This window comes from Nocardia concava NBRC 100430 (assembly GCF_000308815.1).
Lineage (GTDB): Bacteria > Actinomycetota > Actinomycetes > Mycobacteriales > Mycobacteriaceae > Nocardia > Nocardia concava.
Map to the genome: position 1 here is coordinate 14,893 of NZ_BAFX01000106.1, position 23,902 is coordinate 38,794.

The 23,902-nt window shown below is 67.5% G+C and carries 27 protein-coding genes; 13 read left to right on the forward strand and 14 right to left on the reverse strand.

The genetic code is table 11. The features are described from left to right. Nucleotides 1–20 precede the first annotated feature (20 nt). A complete protein-coding gene (locus ON43_RS25035) occupies nucleotides 21–806 on the reverse strand; it encodes an electron transfer flavoprotein subunit beta/FixA family protein (protein WP_040811281.1) in 786 nt (261 codons plus the stop codon). 190 nt (nucleotides 807–996) lie between these two features. On the opposite strand from ON43_RS25035, the gene ON43_RS25040 reads away from it, so the two are divergent. The 4 genes from ON43_RS25040 (at nucleotide 997) to ON43_RS25055 (ending at nucleotide 5,796) form a co-directional block, all read left to right on the forward strand. Continuing rightward, the gene (locus tag ON43_RS25040; protein WP_051179158.1) at nucleotides 997–1,779 is read left to right on the forward strand and encodes a class I SAM-dependent methyltransferase; all 783 of its coding nucleotides are present in this window, start codon (nucleotides 997–999) and stop codon (nucleotides 1,777–1,779) included. After that, a complete protein-coding gene (locus ON43_RS25045; protein WP_040811282.1) occupies nucleotides 1,776–3,308 on the forward strand; it encodes a 1,4-alpha-glucan branching protein domain-containing protein in 1,533 nt (510 codons plus the stop codon). The genes ON43_RS25040 and ON43_RS25045 overlap by 4 nt, the downstream gene beginning before the upstream one ends. Next, nucleotides 3,305–4,567, forward strand: coding sequence for a glycosyltransferase family 4 protein (locus ON43_RS25050; protein WP_040811283.1), 1,263 nt, complete (start codon nucleotides 3,305–3,307; stop codon nucleotides 4,565–4,567). Before ON43_RS25045 ends, ON43_RS25050 begins: the two co-directional genes overlap by 4 nt. Nucleotides 4,568–4,641: 74 nt before the next feature. Next, nucleotides 4,642–5,796 (forward strand): serine hydrolase domain-containing protein, encoded by a 1,155-nt coding sequence (locus ON43_RS25055; protein ID WP_040811284.1) that lies wholly within the window; start codon nucleotides 4,642–4,644, stop codon nucleotides 5,794–5,796. Nucleotides 5,797–5,799: 3 nt separating this feature from the next. Here the strand turns inward: ON43_RS25055 and ON43_RS25060 are convergent, their stop codons facing one another. Next, the gene (locus ON43_RS25060) at nucleotides 5,800–6,234 is read right to left on the reverse strand and encodes a cupin domain-containing protein (RefSeq protein ID WP_086008015.1); all 435 of its coding nucleotides are present in this window, start codon (nucleotides 6,232–6,234) and stop codon (nucleotides 5,800–5,802) included. A gap of 107 nt (nucleotides 6,235–6,341) precedes the next feature. Here ON43_RS25060 and ON43_RS25065 point away from each other — a divergent pair, with 107 nt between their 5' ends. From ON43_RS25065 to ON43_RS25075, 3 genes are all read left to right on the forward strand, one after another. Next, complete coding sequence (locus tag ON43_RS25065) at nucleotides 6,342–6,659, forward strand: type VII secretion target (protein ID WP_040811285.1); 318 nt, start codon at nucleotides 6,342–6,344, stop codon at nucleotides 6,657–6,659. 81 nt (nucleotides 6,660–6,740) lie between these two features. Continuing rightward, nucleotides 6,741–8,957, forward strand: coding sequence for a TPR repeat domain-containing protein (locus tag ON43_RS25070; RefSeq protein WP_157514177.1), 2,217 nt, complete (start codon nucleotides 6,741–6,743; stop codon nucleotides 8,955–8,957). Continuing rightward, nucleotides 8,954–9,604, forward strand: a complete 651-nt coding sequence (locus tag ON43_RS25075) for a hypothetical protein (protein WP_157514178.1) — start codon at nucleotides 8,954–8,956, stop codon at nucleotides 9,602–9,604. Before ON43_RS25070 ends, ON43_RS25075 begins: the two co-directional genes overlap by 4 nt. 1 nt (nucleotide 9,605) lies before the next feature. Here ON43_RS25075 and ON43_RS25080 read toward each other — a convergent pair whose 3' ends face one another. Both ON43_RS25080 and ON43_RS25085 read right to left on the reverse strand, forming a co-directional pair. Beyond that, nucleotides 9,606–10,148 (reverse strand): DUF1697 domain-containing protein, encoded by a 543-nt coding sequence (locus ON43_RS25080; protein ID WP_040811288.1) that lies wholly within the window; start codon nucleotides 10,146–10,148, stop codon nucleotides 9,606–9,608. Nucleotides 10,149–10,180: 32 nt separating this feature from the next. Beyond that, on the reverse strand, nucleotides 10,181–10,918 hold the full coding sequence (locus ON43_RS25085) for an acyltransferase (RefSeq protein ID WP_040811289.1): 738 nt from the start codon (nucleotides 10,916–10,918) through the stop codon (nucleotides 10,181–10,183). A gap of 206 nt (nucleotides 10,919–11,124) precedes the next feature. Between ON43_RS25085 and ON43_RS25090 the strand changes: the two genes are divergently transcribed. The 3 genes from ON43_RS25090 to ON43_RS25100 all read left to right on the forward strand — a co-directional run bounded on the left by ON43_RS25090 (nucleotide 11,125) and on the right by ON43_RS25100 (nucleotide 13,770). Continuing rightward, complete coding sequence (locus tag ON43_RS25090; RefSeq protein ID WP_040811290.1) at nucleotides 11,125–12,405, forward strand: outer membrane protein assembly factor BamB family protein; 1,281 nt, start codon at nucleotides 11,125–11,127, stop codon at nucleotides 12,403–12,405. Between the two features lie 104 nt (nucleotides 12,406–12,509). Then, nucleotides 12,510–12,965 carry a DUF1048 domain-containing protein gene (locus tag ON43_RS25095; protein WP_040811292.1) on the forward strand — a complete coding sequence of 152 codons (456 nt, stop codon included), beginning with the start codon at nucleotides 12,510–12,512 and terminating at the stop codon, nucleotides 12,963–12,965. Nucleotides 12,966–12,969: 4 nt separating this feature from the next. Continuing rightward, entirely contained in the window at nucleotides 12,970–13,770 is an 801-nt protein-coding gene (locus ON43_RS25100; RefSeq protein WP_040811294.1) for a helix-turn-helix domain-containing protein, read from the forward strand. A 14-nt stretch (nucleotides 13,771–13,784) separates the two neighbouring features. Here the strand turns inward: ON43_RS25100 and ON43_RS25105 are convergent, their stop codons facing one another. Then, complete coding sequence (locus ON43_RS25105; RefSeq protein ID WP_040811299.1) at nucleotides 13,785–14,216, reverse strand: winged helix DNA-binding protein; 432 nt, start codon at nucleotides 14,214–14,216, stop codon at nucleotides 13,785–13,787. A gap of 69 nt (nucleotides 14,217–14,285) precedes the next feature. Here ON43_RS25105 and ON43_RS25110 point away from each other — a divergent pair, with 69 nt between their 5' ends. After that, the gene (locus ON43_RS25110; RefSeq protein ID WP_245568735.1) at nucleotides 14,286–14,768 is read left to right on the forward strand and encodes a MarR family winged helix-turn-helix transcriptional regulator; all 483 of its coding nucleotides are present in this window, start codon (nucleotides 14,286–14,288) and stop codon (nucleotides 14,766–14,768) included. A gap of 27 nt (nucleotides 14,769–14,795) precedes the next feature. Here ON43_RS25110 and ON43_RS25115 read toward each other — a convergent pair whose 3' ends face one another. Then, nucleotides 14,796–15,230 carry a MarR family winged helix-turn-helix transcriptional regulator gene (locus ON43_RS25115; RefSeq protein WP_040811301.1) on the reverse strand — a complete coding sequence of 145 codons (435 nt, stop codon included), beginning with the start codon at nucleotides 15,228–15,230 and terminating at the stop codon, nucleotides 14,796–14,798. 114 nt (nucleotides 15,231–15,344) lie between these two features. Between ON43_RS25115 and ON43_RS25120 the strand changes: the two genes are divergently transcribed. Next, nucleotides 15,345–15,743 carry a PPOX class F420-dependent oxidoreductase gene (locus ON43_RS25120; protein ID WP_040811308.1) on the forward strand — a complete coding sequence of 133 codons (399 nt, stop codon included), beginning with the start codon at nucleotides 15,345–15,347 and terminating at the stop codon, nucleotides 15,741–15,743. Nucleotides 15,744–15,897: 154 nt separating this feature from the next. Beyond that, a complete protein-coding gene (locus ON43_RS25125; RefSeq protein WP_040811309.1) occupies nucleotides 15,898–17,205 on the forward strand; it encodes an FAD-binding oxidoreductase in 1,308 nt (435 codons plus the stop codon). A gap of 11 nt (nucleotides 17,206–17,216) precedes the next feature. Here the strand turns inward: ON43_RS25125 and ON43_RS25130 are convergent, their stop codons facing one another. From ON43_RS25130 to ON43_RS47200, 8 genes are all read right to left on the reverse strand, one after another. Continuing rightward, entirely contained in the window at nucleotides 17,217–18,380 is a 1,164-nt protein-coding gene (locus tag ON43_RS25130; RefSeq protein WP_040811310.1) for a class I SAM-dependent methyltransferase, read from the reverse strand. Nucleotides 18,381–18,399: 19 nt separating this feature from the next. Further along, nucleotides 18,400–19,386, reverse strand: a complete 987-nt coding sequence (locus ON43_RS25135; RefSeq protein WP_040811315.1) for a class I SAM-dependent methyltransferase — start codon at nucleotides 19,384–19,386, stop codon at nucleotides 18,400–18,402. 47 nt (nucleotides 19,387–19,433) lie between these two features. After that, nucleotides 19,434–20,201, reverse strand: coding sequence for an enoyl-CoA hydratase-related protein (locus ON43_RS25140; RefSeq protein ID WP_040811317.1), 768 nt, complete (start codon nucleotides 20,199–20,201; stop codon nucleotides 19,434–19,436). Nucleotides 20,202–20,257: 56 nt separating this feature from the next. Beyond that, nucleotides 20,258–21,031, reverse strand: a complete 774-nt coding sequence (locus tag ON43_RS25145) for an NUDIX hydrolase (protein ID WP_167333458.1) — start codon at nucleotides 21,029–21,031, stop codon at nucleotides 20,258–20,260. Nucleotides 21,032–21,202: 171 nt separating this feature from the next. Further along, nucleotides 21,203–21,649, reverse strand: coding sequence for a MoaF-related domain-containing protein (locus ON43_RS25150; RefSeq protein ID WP_157514179.1), 447 nt, complete (start codon nucleotides 21,647–21,649; stop codon nucleotides 21,203–21,205). A gap of 130 nt (nucleotides 21,650–21,779) precedes the next feature. Then, nucleotides 21,780–22,613 carry an ABC transporter ATP-binding protein gene (locus tag ON43_RS25155; protein WP_040811321.1) on the reverse strand — a complete coding sequence of 278 codons (834 nt, stop codon included), beginning with the start codon at nucleotides 22,611–22,613 and terminating at the stop codon, nucleotides 21,780–21,782. A 372-nt stretch (nucleotides 22,614–22,985) separates the two neighbouring features. Then, nucleotides 22,986–23,729, reverse strand: a complete 744-nt coding sequence (locus ON43_RS25165) for an aminoacyl-tRNA hydrolase (protein ID WP_245568736.1) — start codon at nucleotides 23,727–23,729, stop codon at nucleotides 22,986–22,988. 29 nt (nucleotides 23,730–23,758) lie between these two features. Then, nucleotides 23,759–23,866, reverse strand: a complete 108-nt coding sequence (locus ON43_RS47200; RefSeq protein ID WP_373283483.1) for a hypothetical protein — start codon at nucleotides 23,864–23,866, stop codon at nucleotides 23,759–23,761. Nucleotides 23,867–23,902: the final 36 nt, after the last annotated feature.

Genomic DNA, 23,902 nt, shown 5'->3' on the forward strand with positions numbered 1-23,902 from the left:
ATCGTTCGGCTCGGGGGGCTTTAGATGATCTTCTGACCGACGAGGTAGGTGGCGATCTGGTTGCCGCCCTCGCCCTCGTCGACGATCTTCTCGCCCGCCGTGCGCGCCGGCTTCGGGGTCACACCGGTCACCTGGGTGCCGGCGTTCGCAACGCCCACGGTCTCCGGGTCGACGCCCAGATCCGCCAGGGTGAAGGTCTGAACTTCCTTCTTCTTGGCGGCCATGATGCCCTTGAAGGACGGGAAGCGCGGCTCGTTGATCTTCTCGGTCACCGAGACGATGGCCGGGAGGGAGGCCTCGAGCTTGAAGACGCCCTCGTCGGTCTCGCGCTCGCCGGCGATGCGGTCGCCGTCGACGGTCAGCTTGCGCAGGTGGGTCAGCTGCGGCAGGCCCAGGTACTCGGCGATGATGGCCGGAACGGCACCGGCGCGACCGTCGGTGGCCTCGTTGCCCGCGATGACCAGCTCGATGCCCTCGATCTGACCGAGAGCCGCGGCCAGGATGTAGGCGGTCTGCACGGCGTCGGAGCCGTGGATGGCCGGGTCGTTGATGTGGATGGCCTTGTCCGCGCCCATGGAGAGGGCCTTGCGGATGGCCTCGGTGGCCCGGTCCGGACCGGCCGCCAGCACGGTGACCTCGCCGCCCTGCGCCTCCTTGATCAACAGCGCCTCCTCGACGGCGCGCTCGTTGATCTCATCGAGGATGGCGTCGGCGGCCTCGCGGTCGAGGGTGTAGTCCCCGCTGGTGAGCTTGCGCTCGGACCAGGTATCGGGAACCTGCTTGATCAGTACGACGATGTTCGGCATGGGTCTTCGTCGACCTCCTGTTCTGGTGGCACTGGGGTGGCGGTCGCACGAGTTCGTCACGTACGTCCACAAGTAGCTCGTTCGGGAGATTACCCTACGTTAAGTTACTCGTGGGTAACTTACGGTGTGAGTTTCTGCATCGGTTGATCCGGTCGCGGGTGTGATATGCGCAACCGCTAACGTCGGAGCGGTGAGTGACGCCGTGACACCTGTTGAAAACCCCACCGATCCCCTGCCTTTGACCGGTGAGCGGACCGTGCCCGGCATCGCCGAGGAGAACTACTGGTTCCGGCGGCACGAGATCGCCTACGTGCGGATGTTGGAGCAGTGCGCGGGCAAGGTCGTGCTCGAGGCCGGTAGCGGAGAAGGCTACGGGGCCAACATGATCGCGGACGTCGCGGCGCAGGTCACGGGCCTGGACTACGACGACAGCGCGGTCGCGCACGTGCGGGCCAAGTACCCGCGGGTGGAGATGGTGCAGGGCAATCTCGCCGACCTGCCGCTGGCCGACGGCTCGGTCGACATCGTGGTGAACTTCCAAGTGATCGAGCATCTTTGGGATCAGGCGCAGTTCCTGCGCGAATGCCTGCGGGTGCTGCGGCCCGGCGGCAAGCTGCTGATCTCCACGCCGAACCGGATCACCTTCTCGCCGGGGCGCGATACGCCGCTCAACCCTTTCCATACGCGTGAGCTGAATGCGGCGGAGATGACCGAACTGCTCGTCGAGGCGGGTTTCACGGTCGAGTTGATGGCGGGCATCTTCCACGGGCCCGAACTGGTGGCGCTGGACGAGAAGTGGGGCGGGTCGATCATCGACGCGCAGATCGAACGGGCGCTCGCGGGTGAGCCGTGGCCCGCCGACCTCGCGGCGGATGTGGCCGCGGTGCGCATCGAGGACTTCGAACTGCTGGCCGATTCCGAGCGCGATATCGATGCGAGTTTGGATCTGGTCGCCATCGCGGTGAAGCCGTGAGCGAGAACGCTTCCCAAGTACCAGGGCAGTTCACCCTGGTATTGCACTCGCATCTGCCGTGGCTGGCGCATCACGGGCGGTGGCCGGTCGGCGAGGAGTGGCTCTACCAGTCGTGGGCGGCGTCGTATCTGCCGGTCGCGAAGGTGCTGAGAACCCTTGCGGCCGAGGGGCGTTCGCATCTGATCAGCCTGGGGATCACGCCGGTGCTGGCGGCGCAGCTGGACGACCCGCATTGTCTCAAGGGCATGCATCACTGGCTGGGCAACTGGCGGTTGCGCGCGGACGAGGCGTCCATGGCGGGCAATACCGCGCTCGGCGGGCACGAACATCGGCTTGCCTCAGCGGCTTTGGCGGATTTCGAGACGCGGTGGCGGCACGGGGCCTCGCCGGTGTGGCGCGAACTCATCGACGCCGAGGCCATCGAACTGCTGGGCGGGCCGCTGTCGCATCCGTTCCAGCCGCTGCTGGACGCGCGGCTGCGGGAATACGAGCTGGTCGAGGGACTGGCCGATGCGCAGGCGCGCTGGGGGCACACCCCCGCGGGCATCTGGGCTCCCGAATGCGGATTCACGCCGGGGATGGAGCGGACCTACGACAAGGTCGGCATCTCGCATTTCATGGTCGACGGTCCCGCGCTGCGCGGCGACACCACGCTCGGCCGTCCGGTCTGGGATTCGGATGTGGTGGCCTTCGGCCGCGATCTCGCGGTGAGCTATCGGGTGTGGTCGCCGAAATCCGGGTACCCCGGGCAGCCCTACTACCGTGATTTCCATCACTATGATCACGCCACCGGGTTGAAACCGGCGCGCGTCACAGGCAAGACCGTCGCCGGTGCGGACAAGGCCCCTTACGATCCGGAACTCGCGGCCGCGGCCATCGAGAAGGACGTCGCGGATTTCGTGGCGACCGTGCGGGAGCGGTTGATCTCCGAGTCCGAGCGCATCGGCCGCCCGGCACTGGTGGTGGCCGCGTTCGACACCGAATTGTTCGGGCACTGGTGGCACGAGGGCCCGCAGTGGCTCGAACAGGTGCTGCGCGCACTGCCCGAGGCGGGCATCACCGTCGGCACCCTGGCCGATGCCAGGGCCCGCGGCTACGTGGGCGAACGCGTCGAATTGGCCGACTCCTCGTGGGGTTCGGGCAAGGACTGGCGGGTGTGGGCCGGGGATCAGGTCGCCGATCTGGTGCAGCTCAATGCCGAGGTGGTGCGGCTGGCACTGGACACCCTCGACAAGATGCGGGTGGACGCGAGCGGCCTGCGCGACCGGGTCGCCGATCAGCTGCTTCGGGAGGCGATTCTCGCCGTCTCCAGCGACTGGGCGTTCATGGTGTCGAAGGATTCCGCGGCCGGATACGCGCGTGACCGCGCCCATGAACACGCCCACGCCGTGCGCGAGATCGCCGCGGCCGTGGCCGCCGGGCAACTCGCCAAAGCGGGGCAGTTGGCGGCAGGATGGGTGGCGGCCGACGGACTCTTCCCCGCACTCGACGCGCGCAGGCTCGGCCCCGCTTCAGAAGGACCCGCATGAAGATCTTGATGGTGTCGTGGGAGTACCCACCCGTCGTAGTCGGTGGGCTGGGCCGCCACGTCCATCACCTGGCCGTCGAACTGGCCGCGGCCGGGCACGAAGTCGTGGTGCTGGCGCGCCGGCCGATGGGCACCGACGCCACCACCCACCCGACGCACTCCTTCATCGAGGAGGGCGTGCTGGTGGTGGCGGTCGCCGAGGACCCGCCCGCCTTCGACTTCGGCGAGGACATGCTGGCCTGGACGCTGGCCATGGGTCACGCCATGGTGCGGGCCGGGATCGCGCTGAACAAGCCGGGCATCGGCGAGGGCTGGACGCCGGATGTTGTCCACGCGCACGACTGGCTGGTCGCGCATCCGGCCATCACGCTGGCCGAGTATTACGACGTGCCTTTGGTTTCCACCATTCACGCCACCGAGGCCGGGCGGCACAGCGGCTGGGTCTCCGGGCGGGTGAACCGGCAGGTGCACTCCGTGGAGTGGTGGCTGGCGCACGAATCCGACGCTCTGATCACGTGTTCGGAGTCGATGAAGGATGAGGTGCACCGGCTCTACGGGGCCGAGCGCGTTCCGATGACGGTGATCCGCAATGGAATCGACGTGGGCGCGTGGACCTTTCGCGAACGTGCGCCGCGCTCCGGGCCGCCGCGACTGCTGTATGTGGGCCGTCTCGAATACGAGAAGGGCATCCAGGATGCGATCGCCGCGCTGCCGCGCATCCGCAAGGCGCATCCGGGCACCACGCTGACCGTCGCCGGTATCGGCACCCAATTCGATTGGCTGCGTGAGCGGGCCCGCGCCCACCGCGTGGCGCGCGCGGTCAACTTCGTCGGCAAGCTCGACCACACCGACCTGCTCGGCTGGCTGCACAGCGCCGACGCGATCGTGCTGCCCAGCCGCTACGAGCCCTTCGGCATCGTCGCGCTGGAAGCCGCCGCCGCGGGCACGCCGCTGGTGACCTCCACCGCGGGCGGCCTGGGCGACCTGGTCACCGACGGCGTCACCGGCGCGTCCTTCGAACCGGCCGACGTGAATGGTGTTGCGGAAGCGGTCATCTCGGTCCTCGACGATTCGAGTGCCGCCCAGGATCGCGCCTGGTCCGCCCGCGAACGGCTCACCGCCGACTTCGCCTGGGACGTCGTCGCGCAGGAAACGGCGCTGGTCTACCAGTCCGCCAAACGCCGCGTCCGTACCCCGCTGGGCCGCCCGGTCATCACCGAACGTCCACTGCCGGAACGGGATCCGAACCAGCCGTACTGATCGACACGCCGGGTCCGCCAGGATTCGCACGGGACACCCTTTTGCCCTGAATTAGAACGTGTTCTAATTCAGGGATGGTGACCTTGGTCCACGGCGATGTCGACCCGGCGTTCCGGGCGGTGCGCGAGATCTTCGAGGCGAGCTTCGCGGACGGGCAGAATCTCGGCGCGGGCGTCGCGGTCTACGTGGACGGGCGGCGCGTCGTGGATCTGTGGGGCGGTGTCGCGGACGCGAAGACCGGCCGCGCGTGGGAGGTCGACACGCAGTGCGTCACCTTCTCCTGCACGAAGGCCGTCACCGCCACCGCCGCCCTGCGGGTGGCCGCCGCCGACGACATCGACCTCGATGCGCCGGTGTCGACCTGGTGGCCCGAATATGCCTGCGCCGGAAAGGAATCCACCACCCTGGTGGATTTCCTCACCCACCGCGCCGGACTCCCCGTCCTGGAGCGCCCCGTCTCCGCCGCCGAGGCCGCCGACCCCGAGTTCATCGCCACGCTGCTCGCCGCCCAGACCCCGCTCTGGGAACCCGGCACGCGCCACGGCTATCACGCCCTCACCTACGGCTGGCTGCTCGGCGAATTCATCCGCCGCCGAACCGATTCCACGGTCGGCGACTACGTCCGCGGCAACCTCGGCCCCGACCTCCACATCGGCGTTCCCTCCGCACTGCTCGACCAGACCGCGCGCCTGACCTTCCCGCCCGCGGCCGAACAGGAATGGACAGCCGACCCCGCCCCCATCACCCCCGAAACCGCCAATCGTATGGCACGCACCTACCGCGACCCCACCTCTCTGGTCCTGCGCTCGACCGCCAATCCCCGTGCCGCATACAACGATCCGCAGGTCCTCACCGGCGGCTGGCCCGCCACCGGCCTGACCACCACCGCCCGCGCCCTGGCCACCTTTTACCGAGACCTGATCGCGGGCGCCCTCCTCCCCCTCCCCGTCCTGTCCGACGCCATCCGCGAACGAGTCCGAGGCACAGACGAAGTCCTCCAACTCACCTCCGCCTACGCCCTCGGCTACACCCTCCCCGCCGACAACATGATCGTCCCCGAGCCGGCCCGCCCGTCCTGCTTCGGCCACCCCGGCGCCGGCGGCTCCATCGGCCTCGCCGACCCCACCCACCACCTGGCCTTCGCCTTCATCCCCAACCTCCGCCGAGACTGGCTCTCCGGCGACCGCCGCGCCCACAATCTCCTCGAGGCCGTCTACGCCGCGCTGTGATCCTCAGTTGTAGGGGCATCCGGGATTCGGCGCATCCTCCGACAGCGGACTCCCCGCGGGCAACACATAGAGCACGTCGAGTATCTGCGCCTCGGTCCCTAGATTCCGTTCGATATGAACGTTGCCGGTGCCGGCTCGCTCCACGAAAAACGTTCCCGCCCCACCGGTCTGATCAATAGCGCAGTCCGCCCCGTAATGACTGATCTCCCCCTGCCGCACATACGCGTACAACGTCCCATCATGAAAATGCCACCCCGTGGAACCCCCAGGCACGATGGTGATTTCCCGCAGGATGTAGTCCATCCCGCCAATCGTGGTCCGCGACAAAATCACCCCGCTAACCCCATCCGACGGTGTCGCATGTGCGGTCGCCGCGAAAGATCCCGCCAACGCGACCGACGCCAGACCCGCCACCACTGTTCGAATCCCCAGGCTCACCCGGCCCACGGTATCGCGCGCCACGCGGCCGCGCAGGGTGTCGATTCGACCCGCCCCGGATCATGCTTCAATTCAATTTCGAGCTAACTACCAGCAAAGGGGCCGTAGTGACGTTCGAGGTGAACCCCCGCTCCCTGACCAACGCGGCAACCACGCTGAAAGGGCTGGCCGGAGATATCGCCAATGCCGACACCGTGCCGCACCTCGGGGCGAGCCGCGCAGCCGGGGCCATGGCCGGATCGGCCGTCGCCAAGGCCATGGAAGGCGCGGACCCGGCCAGCAGCCAGGCCAAGACCGTCTTGAAATCCCGCTTCGACGGCATCGGCGGACTGCTGTACGCGACCGCCGAGCAATTCAAGGGCACCGACATGGACCTGGCGAAGAAGCTGGAAGCCATCGGCGACCTGAACAACGCGGCGGTCTAGATGGGAACGCCCAGCAAGACCCAGGTCCTGAAGTGGAATCTGCAACCCTTCGCGGACATCGCGACCGATGCCGACAAGATCATGACGGCCATCGACGAGCGCGCCGACACCATGCATCGCACCATCTACGACCTGCAATGGTCCGGTGCGGCCAACCGCGCCGCGACCGGTCGCGCGGATCGCGAGAAGCAGCAGATCCGAGCAGTCGGCACCGCCTATTTCCAGCTCGCCGAAGCCTGCCGCGGCGTCTTCGCCCTCCAGCCGACCGTCACCGATCTGCAGAACAAGGTGCACGCCTTGGAAGGCGGCGGCCACTTCCGCGTCGACGAGGACTTCACCGTCCACGCCGTCGACAAGAAGGACGACAACGAGGCCGCGAACAGCACGATCACCCTGCAGAACATGGCCAAACACCTCGGCGCGGAAGACGACCGCCTCGGCCCCGTCATCGCCGCGGCCGTCGGCGAGATCAGCAATCTCGCACCGGCGAAGAGCACACTGTCCATCCCACCTGCGTTCTCGGACCTTACCGAGCAGACAGCCAAGAAGGACCTGCAGGCGTTCGAGGACGGCAACGCCACGGACGAGCAGATCGCCCGCCTGCGGTTCGCCGCCAGCCTCTCACCCGAGCAGAAGGAGCAACTGCAGCGCGGCGAAACGATCGACGTGCCTCGAGAGCAGATGAACTACCTGCACGGCCTGATGCGTGCGCAGGACGGTATGTATCTCGACCAGATCGAGGGCGTCGGCGATCGACTACCGAAAGACAAGGCCGATCAGGTTCACGCCGCCATGGCCGACGCGATGCAGATCGTCTCCAACCCCGGGGTCCAGGCTGGAAGCGGGAACCAGGGCGGGATGCAGCAACTGCCGTCACACGTGAGGGAACTGCTGACCGAGAACCCTTACCACGACTCGCTGGGCGGCCCCTGGGTCGACAAGAAGAGCCTCACCTCCCTGACCAACATCGTCAACCGAGGTGACCCGGCTCTGCGAATCGGCTCCGACCTCGATCGCGGAATGCTGAAGCAGGCCTCCGAGATCGTGAAGATCGCCGACCGCTACGACGACGACAACCACTTCATGGACGGCGTCGCCGGCGTCGCCGACAAAATGCTCGGCGCCGCCGGCACCGACCACGTCGCGGTCTCCGACTTCATCACCGGCCACGGTATGGGCGCGACCGTCACCCACGGCGGCACCTACAATGCCGACGACCACGTGATGTCGGTGCTGAGCCATGACTGGAGCAAGGACGAACATGGAGCGGCGAACCTCTTCAAGTGGATCGGCGGCCCCGAAGCCGTGCCCGATCCCCAGCACCCTTGGGTCGCCGATCGGGCGGGGCATACCGCGGACGCGCTGGCTCGGATGCTGATCCGAAACGAGGACCATCTCGCGCTGAACATCAATGAGAACGGCGACTCGCTGGGCAAGGTGAATCCGGGTGTCACCCAGGCTCTTTCGGAAGCGATGCGCCCCTACCTCGGCAACTTCGTGCACGTACCCGACGCGATGCTGATCAACCACTCGGCCCAGCCTCTCGACAAGGTCGGCGATCTGGCGAAGCTGTTCAACATCCTCGACTCCGATCCGACCTCGGCGACGATCATCAATGGGGCCGGGTCCCAGTGGAACGACTATCTCGCGTATCAAGCCGGTCTTCACCCAGATCAAGCCACGTCGCTGGGCTTCCGATCGGGTCAGCTGACAACGGCTATGAAAGAAGGATTCGATCACCAACTCCAGTCACTGAGCGCACACAGCCAATGGGAATACGCGCAGCGCTACAGCGAGAAGACAGCGCTTGTCGACACTGCGACCCCCTGGTTCGGTGCACTTCCCCAAGTCGGTCCGGTCACCGGAGCGTTGGCATCCTCGGCCGGCGCGTGGATCAAACTCGAAGCCTTTTCGGCGCCAGGCGATCCCACCCATCCCCTGCCGGATGACTACGTATCGAAGCAGCTCAAGGACGATGTCACCCACTTGACCGACGGCGACACCTTGCGGAGGCAATTCAGTCTCGCTTCCGGATATGCGAACGTCTACCCCGATCTCGCTTCGAAATTCGACATGTCGCCGCCGCCCGGCGCCCCTGGCCCGCAGGGACCGAATCTGCTGCGCGACTGGGACGCCGCGACTCACTATCCGGACGCGTTCATGAACGCATTCCGTCGCGCCGATATCCCGGGAAACCCGATCGGCGTATTCGAAGACGGCTTCACGAACGGGAGCAGGGACAACAGCATCATCCCGACCGGCGCCAAGCCGGAGGGAGAAAGGGGGCCGGTGAAATGATGTCCTACACGGCGCGGCGGAGGCGATCGATCGCCATCATCGCGGTGCCGATCTCGATCTCTGCGTGTGGCTCCGGCGTGAGCGCATCACACGAGACGACCACCACCCCACCCCGGCCCGAGCTCGCCGTCTCGTTCCGCTGGACGAATCCTGTCGAGGAACTGGCCAGTCCGGATGCCACATTCGTGCGAGCGTTTATCGAATCCTGGCAGGCAGTGCTGTATTCAGGTAGCTGGAAGGACGAATATCCAGGGTTCACCGCCGCCAATCAGCGAGCTGTGGGAATCGGTCAAAAGGATTCTCCGTCAACGTACAAGGACGTTTATCTGAATGTTCTGCGGATCGATAACCAGGGCACCGAAACGACCGAAGCCGTCGTATGCCTCTGGCCCGGCGCCGAGGAACCACACGGATTCCCGACCGTCTTGACGTACTACCGCAAGGGCACTGTGGCGCCGCCCGCTGATCAGACCGGGACCGCAAAGCGGCCGACGGGCAACGTTTTCGGAGATTGGATCGCGACGCGGATGGAGCAGCGCAGCGAATCAGATCCGGACTGGCCGGCGTGCGATCAACGACGGCCCGCCGACCTGCCGTCGATGTACGCAGAACTGCCCCCGATTCCCGGGTGGCCCGCAGCGAAATAGGTTAGGCGTCCAGCTTTTTGAGGGCTTTTTGGACGGTGAGAAAGGTGCGGGTGGTGATGTCTTTGCCCAGGGTTTTTTCGACTACCTGCATGAAGTTGGTGGTGCTGGGGTTGGTGTTGTCGATGATGGAGAGGAGGGCGGCGGCGTCGGGGTCGAAGCGGACGATTTTGACCGTGTTGGTGTCGTCTTCGGGGAAGACCGGGAGGGTCTCGGGGGTTTCGCGGACGAAGGTGACGGTCAGGTAGGTCTCGCGGCAGTGGGTTAGACCGGAGAAGGGGTCGGAGTCGACCAAAGCTTGCAACTGGGCTCGGGTGCGGATGAGGGTGCCGCCGGGGATGCCGAGTTCGGCGTTGAGGGCTTTTTGGATTTTGGCTTCCAGGGCGGGGACCTTCGAGTCCTTGGACTGGAAGGTGACGTTGCCGCTGGAGAGGAGGGTGGTGACCTTTTCGAAGCCCAGGCCCTCGAAGACGCCGCGGAGTTTTTCGTTGCGCATGTTGGGGTTGCTGGGCATGATCCCGCGCAGGAAGGCGGCGTAGCTGTGCATGGCCGTGAACCTACCTGCGCGGGGGGACGAAATCAGGAGGCGGTGACGCCGTTTTTCTTGCGTTCGATGTCGGCGAGGGCCTCGAGGTGGGCGGCGCGCTTCTCGGCGGCGGAATCCCAGGCGTCCTTGCGGTTCTTGACGACCTTGGCGGGGGCGCCGACGGCGATGGAGTAGTCGGGGATATTGCCCTTGACCACGGCGTGGGCGCCGAGGACGCAGCCGCGGCCGACCAGGGTGGAGCGCAGGACGGTGACCTTGGCGGCGATCCAGGTGTCGGGGCCGATGCGGACCGGCGACTTCACGATGCCCTGGTCCTTGATGGGCATATTGATGTCGTCGGTGACATGGTCGAAGTCGCAGATGTAGCACCAGTCGGCGACCAGGGTGGATTCGCCGATCTCGATATCGAGGTAGGTGTTGACGACATTGTCCTTGCCGAACACCACCTTGTCGCCGATGCGCAGCGAACCCTCGTGGCAGCGAATGGCGTTGCCGTCGCCGATGTGCACCCAGCGGCCGATCTCCAGCCGGCCCAATTCGGGGGTGGCGTGGATTTCGACATTGCGGCCCAGGAACACCATGCCGCGCAACACCACATGCGGATTGGCCAGCTTGAACTTGGCCAGCCGGTAATAGCGCACCAGATACCAGGGTGTGTACGCGCGATTGGCGAGCACCCACTTGAGCGAGGCGGGCGTGAGGAAACGGGCCTGCTCCGGATCCCGGCGGCGCGAACCCCGCCAACGCGAGCGCAACGGTGCGCCCCACATGCTCGTCACGAACTTGCTCCCTGTGTTCACCGGACGTTTCAACGAGGGTATCCGCCCCCTCGAATGGGCGTGAAAGTAGGCTGTGGTCCGGCTGTAGCGGCCCGACGCGAATCCTCAGACTTCCGTACTGGCAGAAGGGACACCAGCAGGTGCGAAACGGCAGGCGGCAGACCGGACGTGACCGACGCGCGCACACGGGAGTCAAGGTGCTGGCGGCCGCGGCGGCCGGGCTCTTCACGCTGACCGCGTGCTCGTACGGCAGCACCAAGATCGACGATATCGGTGTCGGCCCCGGCAAGGGCTGGCCACTGGCCTTCCGCGATGCGCACAACAGCGGATCCACCCCGGTGACCGGATCGCGCAAGCTGGCGCTGAATTGGTCACGGCCCGTAGGCAGTCCGATCGCGCAGCCGGTGATGGTCGGCAGCGACGGGCAGCTGTTCGTCACCACCCGCACCCCCGGGTGCAATCTCGTGTCGTTCCAGATGCCGACCGGCCGCAAGCGCTTCTGCAATGTGATGGGTCCCAGCGCCATCGACGGCGGCTCCGCGGTCGACGGCAGCGGGAACGTGTACGTCGGCGACGACGGCGCGGTGAACTCCTACAACAATCTCGGCCAGCCGCGCTTCCGCACGCCCGCCGCCGGGACTCCGGTGTCGCTGCAGTTCACCAGTGACGGGAATGTCCTGTCCGTCACGCAATCCGGGCAGATCGACGTGCTCAGCCGTCAGACCGGCGACCGCGAGATTCCCACCTTCCAGTTGCTCGGCGAGCCCGATTTCCTCGCCAACGCGTCGCTGAACCGCCCGCCGGACGGGCAGGGCCTCGACGACTGCGCGACCGGCGGCCCGCAGTGCCCGGTCGCGAATGTGTCGGCGGTGGACCAGAAGTCGGGACGGTTCTACGCCACGCTGTGGAAGCCGGGCGACGGTGACGCCGCGCTGGTCGCGCTCACCTACGACGGCAAGGGAGTCCGCGTCGACTGGGACGCGAAGATGCTCACCGAGGGCAGCGCCACCAGCCCGGCGCTCTCGGCGGACGGCGCCACCGTCTACGTCGGCGACAACACCAACCGGCTGATCGCGGTGGATGCCGCCACCGGCAAGACCAAATGGACCCAGGACCTGGGTTTCCCGGCACGCGGCGGGATCTCCGTCAGCGACGGGCTGCTCATCCCCGCCGGGGACGAGGGGCATCTGATGGCCCTGCGCGACAAGGGTGATCACGCCGAGATCGCCTGGGAGCGCAAGGATCTGGAGTTACGCGGGCGGCCCGTGCAGACCGCGGGCCAGACCGGGTACACGGTCGCGCCGATCGGCGACAAGCTGACGCTGGTCACCTTCGACACCCATTCCGGCGCGACGGTGCAGTCCAATGAGCTGCCGGGCGCGGAGGGCACCACGGTCGGCACCGCGGTGGGCGCCGAGGGCGAGGTCGTCGTCACCACCAGGATCGGCGAACTGTTCGTCTTCAAGCCGGAAAAGTAGCGCCGATTCCCGCGAACGCTTGACCTTGACCCAGGGTCAACCCGCCATCCTGATGCCGGGAGTCCCCCGGAACGACCGGGGCAGCTTCAGGATGGAGACGGATCATGACGACATTCCTCGAGCGGATAGTCGGCGACCTCGGTGACAAGCGCAGGTGGCGGGAGCACCGGGCACACGTCAAAGCGCTTCCCGCGCAGTACCGTACGACGGTCGAGGCGCTGGAGCGGTACCTGTCGCACCTCGGCGGGGTCACGCTGGGCGACCTCCCGGCGGGGCTGCCGATGCCGATCCTGGAGGATCTCACCGGCTTGTTCGAGCAGGCCGCGATGAACGGCACCCCGCCGATCGCGGCGGTCATCGGCGCGGATCCGGTCGAGTTCGCCGAGGTCTTCCTGCACCACCACACCGGCGTCCACCGGGTCAGCCGGGCACAGGACCCCGAGCTCAGCGCCATCGAGCGCGAGTTCCACCAGGAGGTCGAGCGCGGTCTCGGCAAGGAGCGCAAGCGGCTGACCGCCGCCGTCGAGCGTGCCGAAGTGGAAGGCCGTCAGGCAGTCTGAAGTCATGCTGACCATCAGCCGGCTGGCGGCGTACGCGGGCGTGACCGTGCGGGCGGTGCGCCACTACCACCGCATCGGGCTGCTGCCGGAACCGGAGCGCGACCGGTCCGGGTATCGGGTCTACGACGCCGCGGCGGTGCTGCGGCTGATCCGGATCCACGCCCTCGCGTCCGCCGGAGTGCCACTGGCGCGCGTACAGGAGCTCTTGGACGCGGGCCCGGAGGAGTTCACCGAGAGCGTCCGGGCCATCGACAAGGATCTGCGCGCCGAGATCCGCAGGCTGCAGGACACCCGTGCGCGGCTCGCCAAACTGGCTGCGGGAGAACATCTCGCGCTGCCGCAGAGCGTGGTGGACTACCTCGACCGGCTGCGCGGGCTCGGCGTCGACGAGCGGTATCTCGAGCTGGAACGGGACGGGTGGATCATGCTCTCCGCGCAGGTGCCGGATCTGGTGGACGCCGTGATCGCGCAGAAGCACGAGGACTTGAACAAGCCGGACATGGTGCGGCTCTACGGATTACTAGGCGGTGCACTCGACTGGACGGTCGACGACCCGCGGATCGCCGAGCTCGCGGACCTCCTCGAGCGCATGATGGTCGCCGCCGTGCGGGACGGCGAGGTGGAAGTCGACAATCCCGGCGGCCGGTTCTCGAATCTGCTCGACGATCATTTCGTCGACCTGCTGGACACCGCCATGATCGAGACCTCACCGGTCGCGGCGCGGCTCATGGAGATCATGGCGGAACGGGGTTGGAAGGGCTGGACCAGAATCGAGCGGGTGCCCGACGATCTGTTCGAATCGTGAAGCAGCCCTGAGGGTTACCGCGAGACCGAGGCGAACGCGTCGACCTTGGCGGCGACGCGCTGCAGCAGGTCCACCAGGGTGCGGTACTCGTCATCGCTGAGACCCTCGATGGAGGCGTTGCGCAGCACCTGGATGCGCTCGAACAGCTTCGCGTGCACGTCGAGGCCCTGCGGGGTGATCGTGTAGGCGCCGGTATCGCCGAGGGCGACCCAGCCGCGATCGAGCAGAGCGCCGAGATACGGTGCGGCCGTGGGTTCCTGGGCGTTCAGGAACGGGGAGAGGGCCACGTCCAGGGCGGCCGCATCGAGCGGGCCGCCCGAGAGGGTGTGCAGGATCTGCCAGTGGCGGCGCAGCAGGCCCTCGGTGGCCAGGATCGCCGCGAAGTTCTCCTCCAGCCCCTTGTCGATGTGCTTGAGCCAGTAGCCGAACGGCTTCGGGGTGGTCATGATGGTCTCCCAATCGATTGTACTTTTACATCTGCATGTACTTTAGCAAGTAATTGTAAGATGGCAAGCGTGAAGGACAACGATCCCGCGAAGGACAGCGACCCCGCGATCGTCGCCATAGAGCGCGCCATGGTGGCCATCCGGCGCAGCCAAAGTCGCCGCGCCCTCAACAAATTCGCGGCCCGCGCGGGCGGCCCGGCCGTCGATCCGACCCTGTTCGGCGTCCTCGACGCGATCGAGGCCCGCGACGGCGAGGCCACCGTCAGCGAGGTCGGCACCGCCCTGGGCGTCGATCAGCCGCGCGCCAGCCGCCTGGTGGCGCGCGCGGTCGCCGACGGACTCCTGGAACGCCGCGCCGATCAGCACGACGCCCGGCGCATCCAGCTGCACCTCACCCCCACCGCCCGCACGGCCCTCAACCGCGCGCACGCCAACCGTCAGGCCATATTCGCCGAGACGACCGCCGACTGGGCCGACCGCGAGCGCGCCGAATTCGCCCGGCTCCTAACCAGATTCGTCACCGACTTCGAGGCCATCACCGGGAACCCGTAGGGATCAGCCCGGCCACACCGCAAGGGATCAGTCCGGGCGCACCGCATCCAGGGCGGTGGCCGCGCGCTCGAGCATGGCGATGAGCGCCTCGCGTTCGGCGTCGGTGAACTCCGCGGCCAGCGCGCGCTCCACCGGCACCGCCCGCTTGTCGGCGGCATGCATGACCTTGCGACCCTCATCGGTGAGCCGCGTCTCCAGCACATTGCGATGCCAGGCATGCGGCGTGCGCTCGATGAACCCGCGCTCGCGCAGATTCGTGAGAACAGTGTTCATCGTCGGCGGTGTGACGCCACACCGCCGCGCCAGCTCCGCCGCCGAAATCCCCGGATTCTCGCTGAGCACATAGAGTGCCGCATACTGCGGGATGGTCACGCCCGCCGGTTTCAACGCGGCATTCTTCGCACCCATCAGCGCCTGTTCGGCACGCTTGATGAAGGTCCCCAGCCGCTCTTCGACAGGCATCGACGTCACCCCGGGATGATAACCCATCCACTTGTTCGAACCTTGACGATAATTAGAGTTCTAATCTATCTTCGCTCTCGCACCTTGCGACCCGATCCGCCCGAAAGGCATTCCATGTCCCACCCCGTCATCCCCGACAAGTACGCCGACCTGCTGACCCGCCCCCTGTTCGCCCACCTGGCCACCCTCAACCCCGACGGCACCCCGCAGGTCACCCCGATCTGGCAGATCTGGGACGGCGAATTCCTCCGCTTCACCACCACGACCACAAGGGCCAAGCACCGCAACACATCTCGCGACCCGCACGTGGCGGTCAGCATCAACGACCCGGACGCCCCCTACCGCTATCTCGAGGTCCGCGGCGTCATCGAACGCATCGACACCGACCCCGAAGGCGACTTCTTCGACGTCCTGGCCCAGCGCTATGACCTGCCGTATCAGAAGCCGGTCGGCGATCACCCGGATCGAGTCGTTCTCGTCATGCAGCCGACCCACGCCACCTACCAGGGCTGATCCGGCCTCACCCGAACATACAACGCATTTCTAGTGATTGCCAGTCTGGCGGATAATCACTTCATGTGCCTATATTGAACACGGGTCGACCGACCCCGACGCCCGGCCGCCGCACGGCTCCCGGCGTTCGGTTCAACGACGAAAAGGCACTGTCATGCATGACCTTTCAGATCTGCGCACCGCGGTACGCGGCCGCGTCACCCTGGCCGGGGACGACGGTTTCGACGCCGCAAGGCAGCCATGGAATCGCGCGGTCGAGCAGCGGGCGGCCGCGGTGGTCGATGTCGCCGACGCATGGGACGCGGCGGCGCTCGTGGCCTTCGCCCGGGACCGCGGGCTGACCGTGTCGGCCCAGCCGAGCGGGCACGGCGCGACCGGCGATGTGGACGGCACGATCCTGGTACGCACCGCGGCGCTCACCGGCATGCGGATCGATCCCGATGCCCGGTCGGCTCGGGTCTGGGCCGGGACAGAATGGGGTGAAGTGTGCACGGGCGCACAGGATTACGATCTGCTGCCGGTGGCAGGCAGTTCCCCGGTGGTGAGCGTGGTCGGGTACACCCTGGGCGGCGGGCTGAGCTGGTTCGCGCGCCGATTCGGCTGGGCCGCCGACCATGTCACCGCCTTCGACGTGATCACCGCCGAGGCCACGCCCGCGCGGGTGACCGCCGCGACCGATCCGGAGCTGTTCTGGGCACTGCGCGGCGGCGGTGGCGACTTCGCCCTCGTGACGGCCATGGAGTTCGACCTGCGGCCCGCGCCGGAGCTCTTCGGCGGCCGCATGCTCTGGAACGCCGACAAGATCGCGGACGCCCTCGCGGTCTTCCGCGAGATCACCAGCGGCGCACCGGAAGAACTCACGGTGTGGCTGACCCTGCTGCAGCTCCCCGGCGCCGCCGCGCCCGTGGTCGCCCTCGACCACACCTACCTGGGCTCGGCCACCGCGGCCCGGGAGCTGATGAGCCCCGCCGAACGCCTCGGCCCGCCGATCTTCGACGGCCGCGGCCCCCTTCGCGCCGGTGGTCTGCCCGCCATCACCGCCGAGCCGACCGATCCGGGCCCGCGCCAGGGCCGCGCCGAGCTGCTACCGGATTTCGACGAGGTAGCCGCGAAATTCCTGGCGGCCGAACCGATCTCACCCCTGCTCAGCGTCCAGCTGCGCCACCTCGGCGGCGCACTCGCGCGGCCCTCCGACACACCGCACGGCCCGATCACCGAACCGTATCTGCTCTACACGGTCGGGCTCCCCCTCAGCGCGGAGTTGTCCGACGCGATCTCGGACAGTCAGCAATCCCTGGCGAACGGCCTGAATGCGTCGGGCCGCAAGCCCTTCGGCTTCCTGACGCCCTCCGAAGGCCCGGCCCACGCCTTCTCCCCCGCCGCCCTGGACCGCCTGCGCCGGCTCAAGCGCACCCGCGACCCCGAGGGCGTCTTCCGGTCCAACTTCCCGGTCCTGGGCTGAATATCGCGGCGCTACGGGGTGGCGCAGAGGAAAACCGTTGCCGTGCGGCCGATTCGGGTGATCACCAGCGTATGCGGCTGAGAACCGGTGGGTTTGATGCGCTTACGCAGGACATCCGGATCGATGTCCACACCGCGGGTGAGGATCTCCAGGGGTCCGCAATCGCGGCGGTGGAGTTCGGCGCGCAGCGGCTTCTCACGGAATTCCATGCGGTCGAGGATGCGGAAGCCGCGCACGCCCTCGGGCACCTTGTCGCCGGTGAGGTAGGCGATGCGCGGATCCAGTTGCCACAGACCGTGTTTCGCGGCGTAGTGGCGGACCAGACCGGCGCGGACCACCGCGCCGTCCGGATCGATGATCCACTCCCCCGGCTCGCGTTCGGGAATGTCATCGGGGTCGGCGTCGGTCAGCATCCACGGCTCGGTGGCGGCGGAGAGCACCGTGGCGCGGCGGGTGACACCGGACTCCGCCAAGCCCGGTGACCACAGGCAGGCCTCGCGCACCGCGCCGTCGAGCGAGACCACCTCGACCTCGCCCGGCCAGGCGAGCTTGTCGAAATCCAGTCCGGGAGCGCACTTCACGGCGAGGTCCCGACCGGAGTACGCCGCGAGCAGATCCGGCAGCGGCGGTTGCAGTTTGGCCGGATCGTGGGTGCGGCGTCCGTCGGCGCGGCGCGCCGGATCGGCGATCACCACCTCGGCGGTACTGCACGGAACGAGCGCATCCGCCTTGGCCAGCAACACATTTCGCGCCTCGGCGAGATTGCGGGCGGCCATGTCCAGGCGGACGATGTCCAGGTCGCTGCCGATCACGGCCGGGCAGACCGGTGCCAGGGCCGCCAATTCCGCTCCGACAGAGCAAGTTACGTCATGAACAGTTCGGCCCGCGAGGCGTTGCGCGCGATGCCGGGCCACCGCCGTCGGCGTCGCCTGTTGCAGGGCGTCGTCGGTGAACAGCCACTCCTGCGCGCCGTCGAGTTTGGCGCTGGCGCGGCGGCGCAGGCGGATCGTCTCGACGAGGGCGGGAGTGTGGTCGCCGAAGGACTTGCGAAGTCGCTCCAGATCCTTCAGGAGCGAGGCGGGGGTGAGCGCGAAATCGTCCACCTCGGCCAGGGCGGCCGCGCCGGCCGGACTGGCGAGGTAGGCGATGTCGTCGCGAGAGAAGGCGTAGCCCACGGGGATTCGTGGAGCCTGCCTACTTGGCAGAGATGGAGGGGGCGCCGGGCTTCACGCCGGTGATCATGGCGTTGTAGAAGAACTGGCGGGGCACCACGTGGCGCAGGACCTTCTCGTCCAGCGCGGAGAAGGCGAGCCAGGCCTTGTACTGAGCCATGCGGTAGCGCCAGGTCAGCTTCTCCTCCGGGACGGCGGCCTCGAAGGTGCGCACCGGCCAGCCCCACAGGGCGGCGGCGAATTCCTCGGTCTTGGCCAGCACGTCGACGGCGCCCGCGCTGCGAGCCATGCGCTCGAGGTCGGACGGGTCGAAGGTGTGCAGGTCGACGACGGCCTCGAGGGCGGCGGCGCGGGAGGACTCGTCCAGCTCGGACTGCGGGCGCCGCCAGTCGCTGAGGAACGGCAGCTTGGTGACGTTGGTGGTGATCTTCCAGGTGACCTGGCCGAGCTTGCGGGCGTACAGGTTGCCGATGGTGGTGGGCTCACCGGCGAACACGAAGCGGCCGCCCGGCTTGAGCACGCGCAGGCACTCCTTGAGCGCCAGCTCCACATCCGGGATGTGGTGCAGCACCGCGTGGCCGACCACCAGATCGAAGGTGTCGTCCTCGTAGGGGATGGTCTCGGCATCGGCGACGCGGCCGTCCACGTCCAGGCCCAGGTTCTGGCCGTTGCGGGTGGCGACCTTGACCATGCCCGGCGACAGGTCGGTGACCGAGCCGCGCTTGGCCACGCCCGCCTGCATCAGGTTCAGCAGGAAGAAGCCGGTGCCGCAACCCAGTTCGAGGGCACGCTCGTAGGGCACTTCCTCGCTCGGCGCGACGGCGTCGAAACGACCGCGCGCGTATTCGATGCAGCGCTCGTCGTAGGAGATCGACCACTTCTCGTCGTAGGTCTCGGCTTCCCAGTCGTGGTACAGGACCTGGGCCAGCTTGTTGTCGCTATACGCGGCCTGGACCTCTGCCTCGGTGGCGTGCGGGTTCGGCGCGGGGTCTTCAGGACCAACTGTCATGCAGGGCAGCCTAATGAATACCCCGGTGAACGGTGTTATCGGGCCGCTTAACGGCCGGTGAACCGGGCCGCGTCCGGACCGTCGACCAAATAAGAACGTGTTCCAACCTGCTGATCTTCGGTGCCGAACAGCTCGGCCCACTCGCGGCGGGCGCGATCATGGCCGTGCGTACCGGCCTCGAAGACTCGCTTGGCGGCGGCCAGCGCGAGGCGCGGGCCATCGGTGAACTGCTTCGCCCAGCGCAGGGCGGCGGCGAAGACATCGTCGGGCGCGACGACCTCGTCGACCAGGCCGAGCGCGGCGGCCTCCTTGGGATCGACGAAGCGGCCGCTGTAGACCAGATCCTTGGCGTGCGAGGGCCCGATGAGCAGGCTCAGGCGGCGGATTCCGGCCAGGGGAATCAGGCCCGCCTTGATCTGCGGCAGGCCCAGTTTCACGTTGTCGCCGATGATGCGGCGGTCGGCGGCCAGGGCCAACTCCAGCCCGGAGCCCAGGGCGTAGCCGCTGATGGCGGCGACGGTCGGCTGCGGCAGCCGGGCCAGGGAGTTCAGCGCCGACTGGAAGTCGGCGGCCATGGCCTGCGCCTGCTCGGGGGTGAGCCGGGCCAGCTCGGCCATTTCGTCACCTGCGGAGAAGATGCGCTCGTCGCCGTAGACGACCACGGCCGCGATCGCGGGATCCGCCGCGATCTCCTCGGCGGCGGCGGACACTTCCAGCGCCACCTGGAGATCGATCAAGTTCATCGGCGGGCGCGCGAAGCGCAGGACGGCAATACCGTCCGCGACACCACGGTCCACGGTCACGAATTCGGCCACAGCCGATCACCCTACTTCGGGCTGCGCGTACCGATAACTTCGGCAGCGCGTACCGATCACTCCGGTCGCTGCGAACCCCGGATGCGCGAGTTGTCCGGCAGCTCCGCGAAGTACCGGTCGGCATGCGGGAAGGCCAGCGCCGGACCGCCGCCGGACGGGTCGTACACCGGCATGATCGGCTCGATGGTCCGTTCGGCCGCGAGAATCTCGGCGGTGGAGGCGAATTCGTTCAGGGCCGCGAGCTGGGTCCAGGTCGGCGGGAGCAGCACGTCGAGACCCTCGTGCCAGCGGGTGATGGCCTCGCTCGGCGTGCACCAGTGCACGACCTCGGCCTCGGAGGTCGCGCCGTCGGCCAGCTGACCCTCCGGCAGCACCGCCACGAAGAAGCGGGTGTCGTAGCGCCGCGGCTCGATCACCGGGGTGATCCAGTTGTCCCAGGGCCGCAGCAGATCCGCGCGCAGCACCAGGTTCTCGCGAGTCAGGAATTCGGCGAAGGACAACTCGCGGCGCTCCAGCTGCCCGCGCGCCTGGGCGTAGACCGAGGTGTCGCTGACCACGCTGTCGGCGGTCGGGCCCGCCAGCAGCACGCCGCATTCCTCGAAGGTCTCGCGCACGGCCGCGCAGACCAGAGCCTGCGCGCGGCCCGCGTCGATGCCGAATCGCTCGGCCCACCAAGCCGGTTCGGGCCCCGTCCAATCCAATGCGATGGACGCATCGGAGGGATCCACCCCGCCGCCCGGGAAGACGGTCATCCCGGCCGCGAAGGCCATGCCGCCGACTCGACGCTGCAGGAACACCTCGGGCCCGTGCGCACCGTCGCGCACCAGCATGACCGTGGAAGCGTCCTTGACGGGCGCGGCCGCGGGCTGCGAATCGGGCTGGGCTATTGCTTCGCTCACATTCGGACCATACCCGTCATCCCGGCATGTTTTTGGCCGGGATCCACACCGGTTGCAGTGGATTCCGGCCAAAAGCACGCCGGAATGACGAGGTGATTCGGTTCAGTCCGTCAAATGGACTGAACCGACCCGGGTTTCGATCACGGGCTGGCCGGAGCCGTCGCGGCGGGTCCAGGTGCCCTCGACCCGACCGGTCCGATAGTCCTGCACCTGACTGACCACCGCGCCGGTGTCGTCGGTCCAGGTAACCAGGAAGATGCCCGCCTCGATCGCCTCCACCGCGACCGGAGTACTGGTCTGCCGTCCGGTGTCCGCGGCGGTGTAGGTGACGGTCCGCCCGTCGGTGGAGAACATGATCGTCCCACCCGAGCCGGTGTCATAGCTGAGCTGCACCGTCTTACCGTTCAGATCCGCGGGCACGGCCGCCTTGCCGAGCGTTTCCGCAGCATGGGAGTTCGAAACCCGCTGGGCCGCCGGTGGATCGGCCACGCATGCGGTCGCGGCGAGTGCGACGGCGATGATCGCGATCACACCAATGCTCCGGGACACGCCCCGCTCCCTCCGTACACGGCAGTTGCGGACAGTTTGCCCGTGACCGATGCCGGATGCAATCGCAGCGCGCCGAGGTTTGCGAGAGAGGTTGCGGGAGGACGATTCAGCCGATCAGGACCGATCCCGATCAGCGATTCCGGTGCCTACCGAAGCGCTGGCTACGGCGGGCGAAGTAGCGGCCGTCGATGCGGTCGAGCTGAATCGATTGGCGGAAAGCCTCACTCAGATTCTCGGAGGTCAGCACGTCGGTGAGCAGTCCCTGCGCCACCACGCTGCCCTCGTTGAGGAGCATGCCGTGGGTGAATCCCGGCGGGATCTCCTCCACGTGGTGGGTGACCAGCACGGTCGCGGGTGCGTCGGGATCGGCGGCCAGGTCGCCGAGCCGCTCCACCAGTTCCTCGCGCCCGCCCAGGTCGAGTCCGGCGGCCGGTTCGTCGAGCAGCAGCAGTTCCGGATCGGTCATGAGCGCGCGGGCGATGAGGACCCGCTTGCGCTCACCCTCCGACAATGTCCCGTATGTCCGATCGGAAAGGTGTTCGGCCCCCAGGCTTTCCAAAATATCGACCGCCCGGTCGGTATCCATATCGTCATAGCGCTCCCGCCAGCGCCCCATCACCGCGTATCCGGCCGACACCACCAGGTCGGCGACCTTCTCGTCCAACGGCACCCGGCTGGCGACGGCCGCCGAGGAGATGCCGATGCGCGGGCGTAGTTCATTGATGTCGGTCCGGCCCAGCGTCTCCCCGAGCAGGTTGGCGACACCCGAGGTCGGGTGCATCTCGGCGGCGGCCATGCGCAGCAGGGAGGTCTTGCCGGCCCCGTTGGGGCCCAGCACCACCCAGCGTTCGTCCAATTCCACCTGCCAGGTGACCGGACCGACCAAGGTATGTCCGGAACGTCGGACGGTGACGTCGCTGAAATCGATGAGCAGATCGGGATCCGGTTGCGGCACGCCGTCCATCTTGGACCACCGCCCCGGACGATCGTCAACGTGGTGGGTAAACCCGGTGCGTGTCCTCCCCCGAAGTGCGGTGACGATAAGCGATTTCGTGTGCGCGCGTATCGAATTCCGATAGTTCGCGCTCGGGCCCCCGCAGTCCGCGGTCGCGGGCATCGTCCCGCGTCGACCGGAACATGCGTGCCAGAACCAGTGCCGCCGGGACCGAGAGCACCGTCCACACGATGAGAACAACCAACAGTGTTGTCATTTCGTGGTTTCCTTCCGCGGAAACTCGTGAAATCGATCCTTGCCCACCTACAGCGCTAAGTCGATACGCACTGCCCTATTGGGACAACGCGACGACCATCCGGTTTCGCTAGTGCGACACCCGAACTAAGGCACCGCGATCACCGTCATCGACCCCGGGGCCACCTCCGTGAAACCGGCATCGCGCACCGCCACCGCGCTACCCTCGGCCACGCGTTGTCGCAGGTCCGCCCAGCGACCGGGATCGGCCTCCGCAACGGTGCACCGGAACCCTCGCGCGGCCCAGGCCTGTGCCCGCCGCACGGGCAGCGCACCCGCCAGCAGCATGCTGGCGTGCCCTACCTGTGCCGCGGCCTTGCCTACAGTCATACCCAATTCCGCGTTCACCCACAGCACCGGATATTCCGGATCGATTTCGATCGGATCGTCCGAGGGCAGTTCGGTGCCGCTGATCTGAAGCTTCTTGATCCGCGGATCGATATCGCCGACCGGTCCGGGCACCAGTGCCCGCGCCTGCGCGCCCGCGAATTCGACTGTGACGCCGTCGACTTCCTGCGCCGTCAGCCATTGCGCGCCGCGAGCCCGGCGCGCCACCTTGCGAATGCGGGAGCGCTTCCAGGTGAGATAGCGCTCCTCCCATTCGCCGCCCGGACCGACCCGTTCGTCCAGGCACAGCGCCACCACCGCAGAGGCGGCCGCGGCCAGCAGCGCGCTGCGCGCGGGCGGCTCGTCCTTGGGAATGTGCAGCACCATCTGCATGGCTTGCACCAGTGCGGGATCCGCGGGATCGCCCCCGCCGCCGTAGCCCCGCGCCAGTTCCGCGTGTCTCGCCGCGAATCCGGCATCGATGGTGGATTCGATGCTGGACAACACAACTCCTCGAACTAGTGAACCGTGAACTAGTGAACCGTCAGGTTCAAGGTGAAACGTTTGGCGGGCTCGATTCCTTGCTCCCAGGCCCGCTTGTATTCGAGAACGAGCTGGGTGGCGCCCGGGCCCACCGCCACGAAGTTCAGGACGGATTTGCCGCCGACGCCGACCTT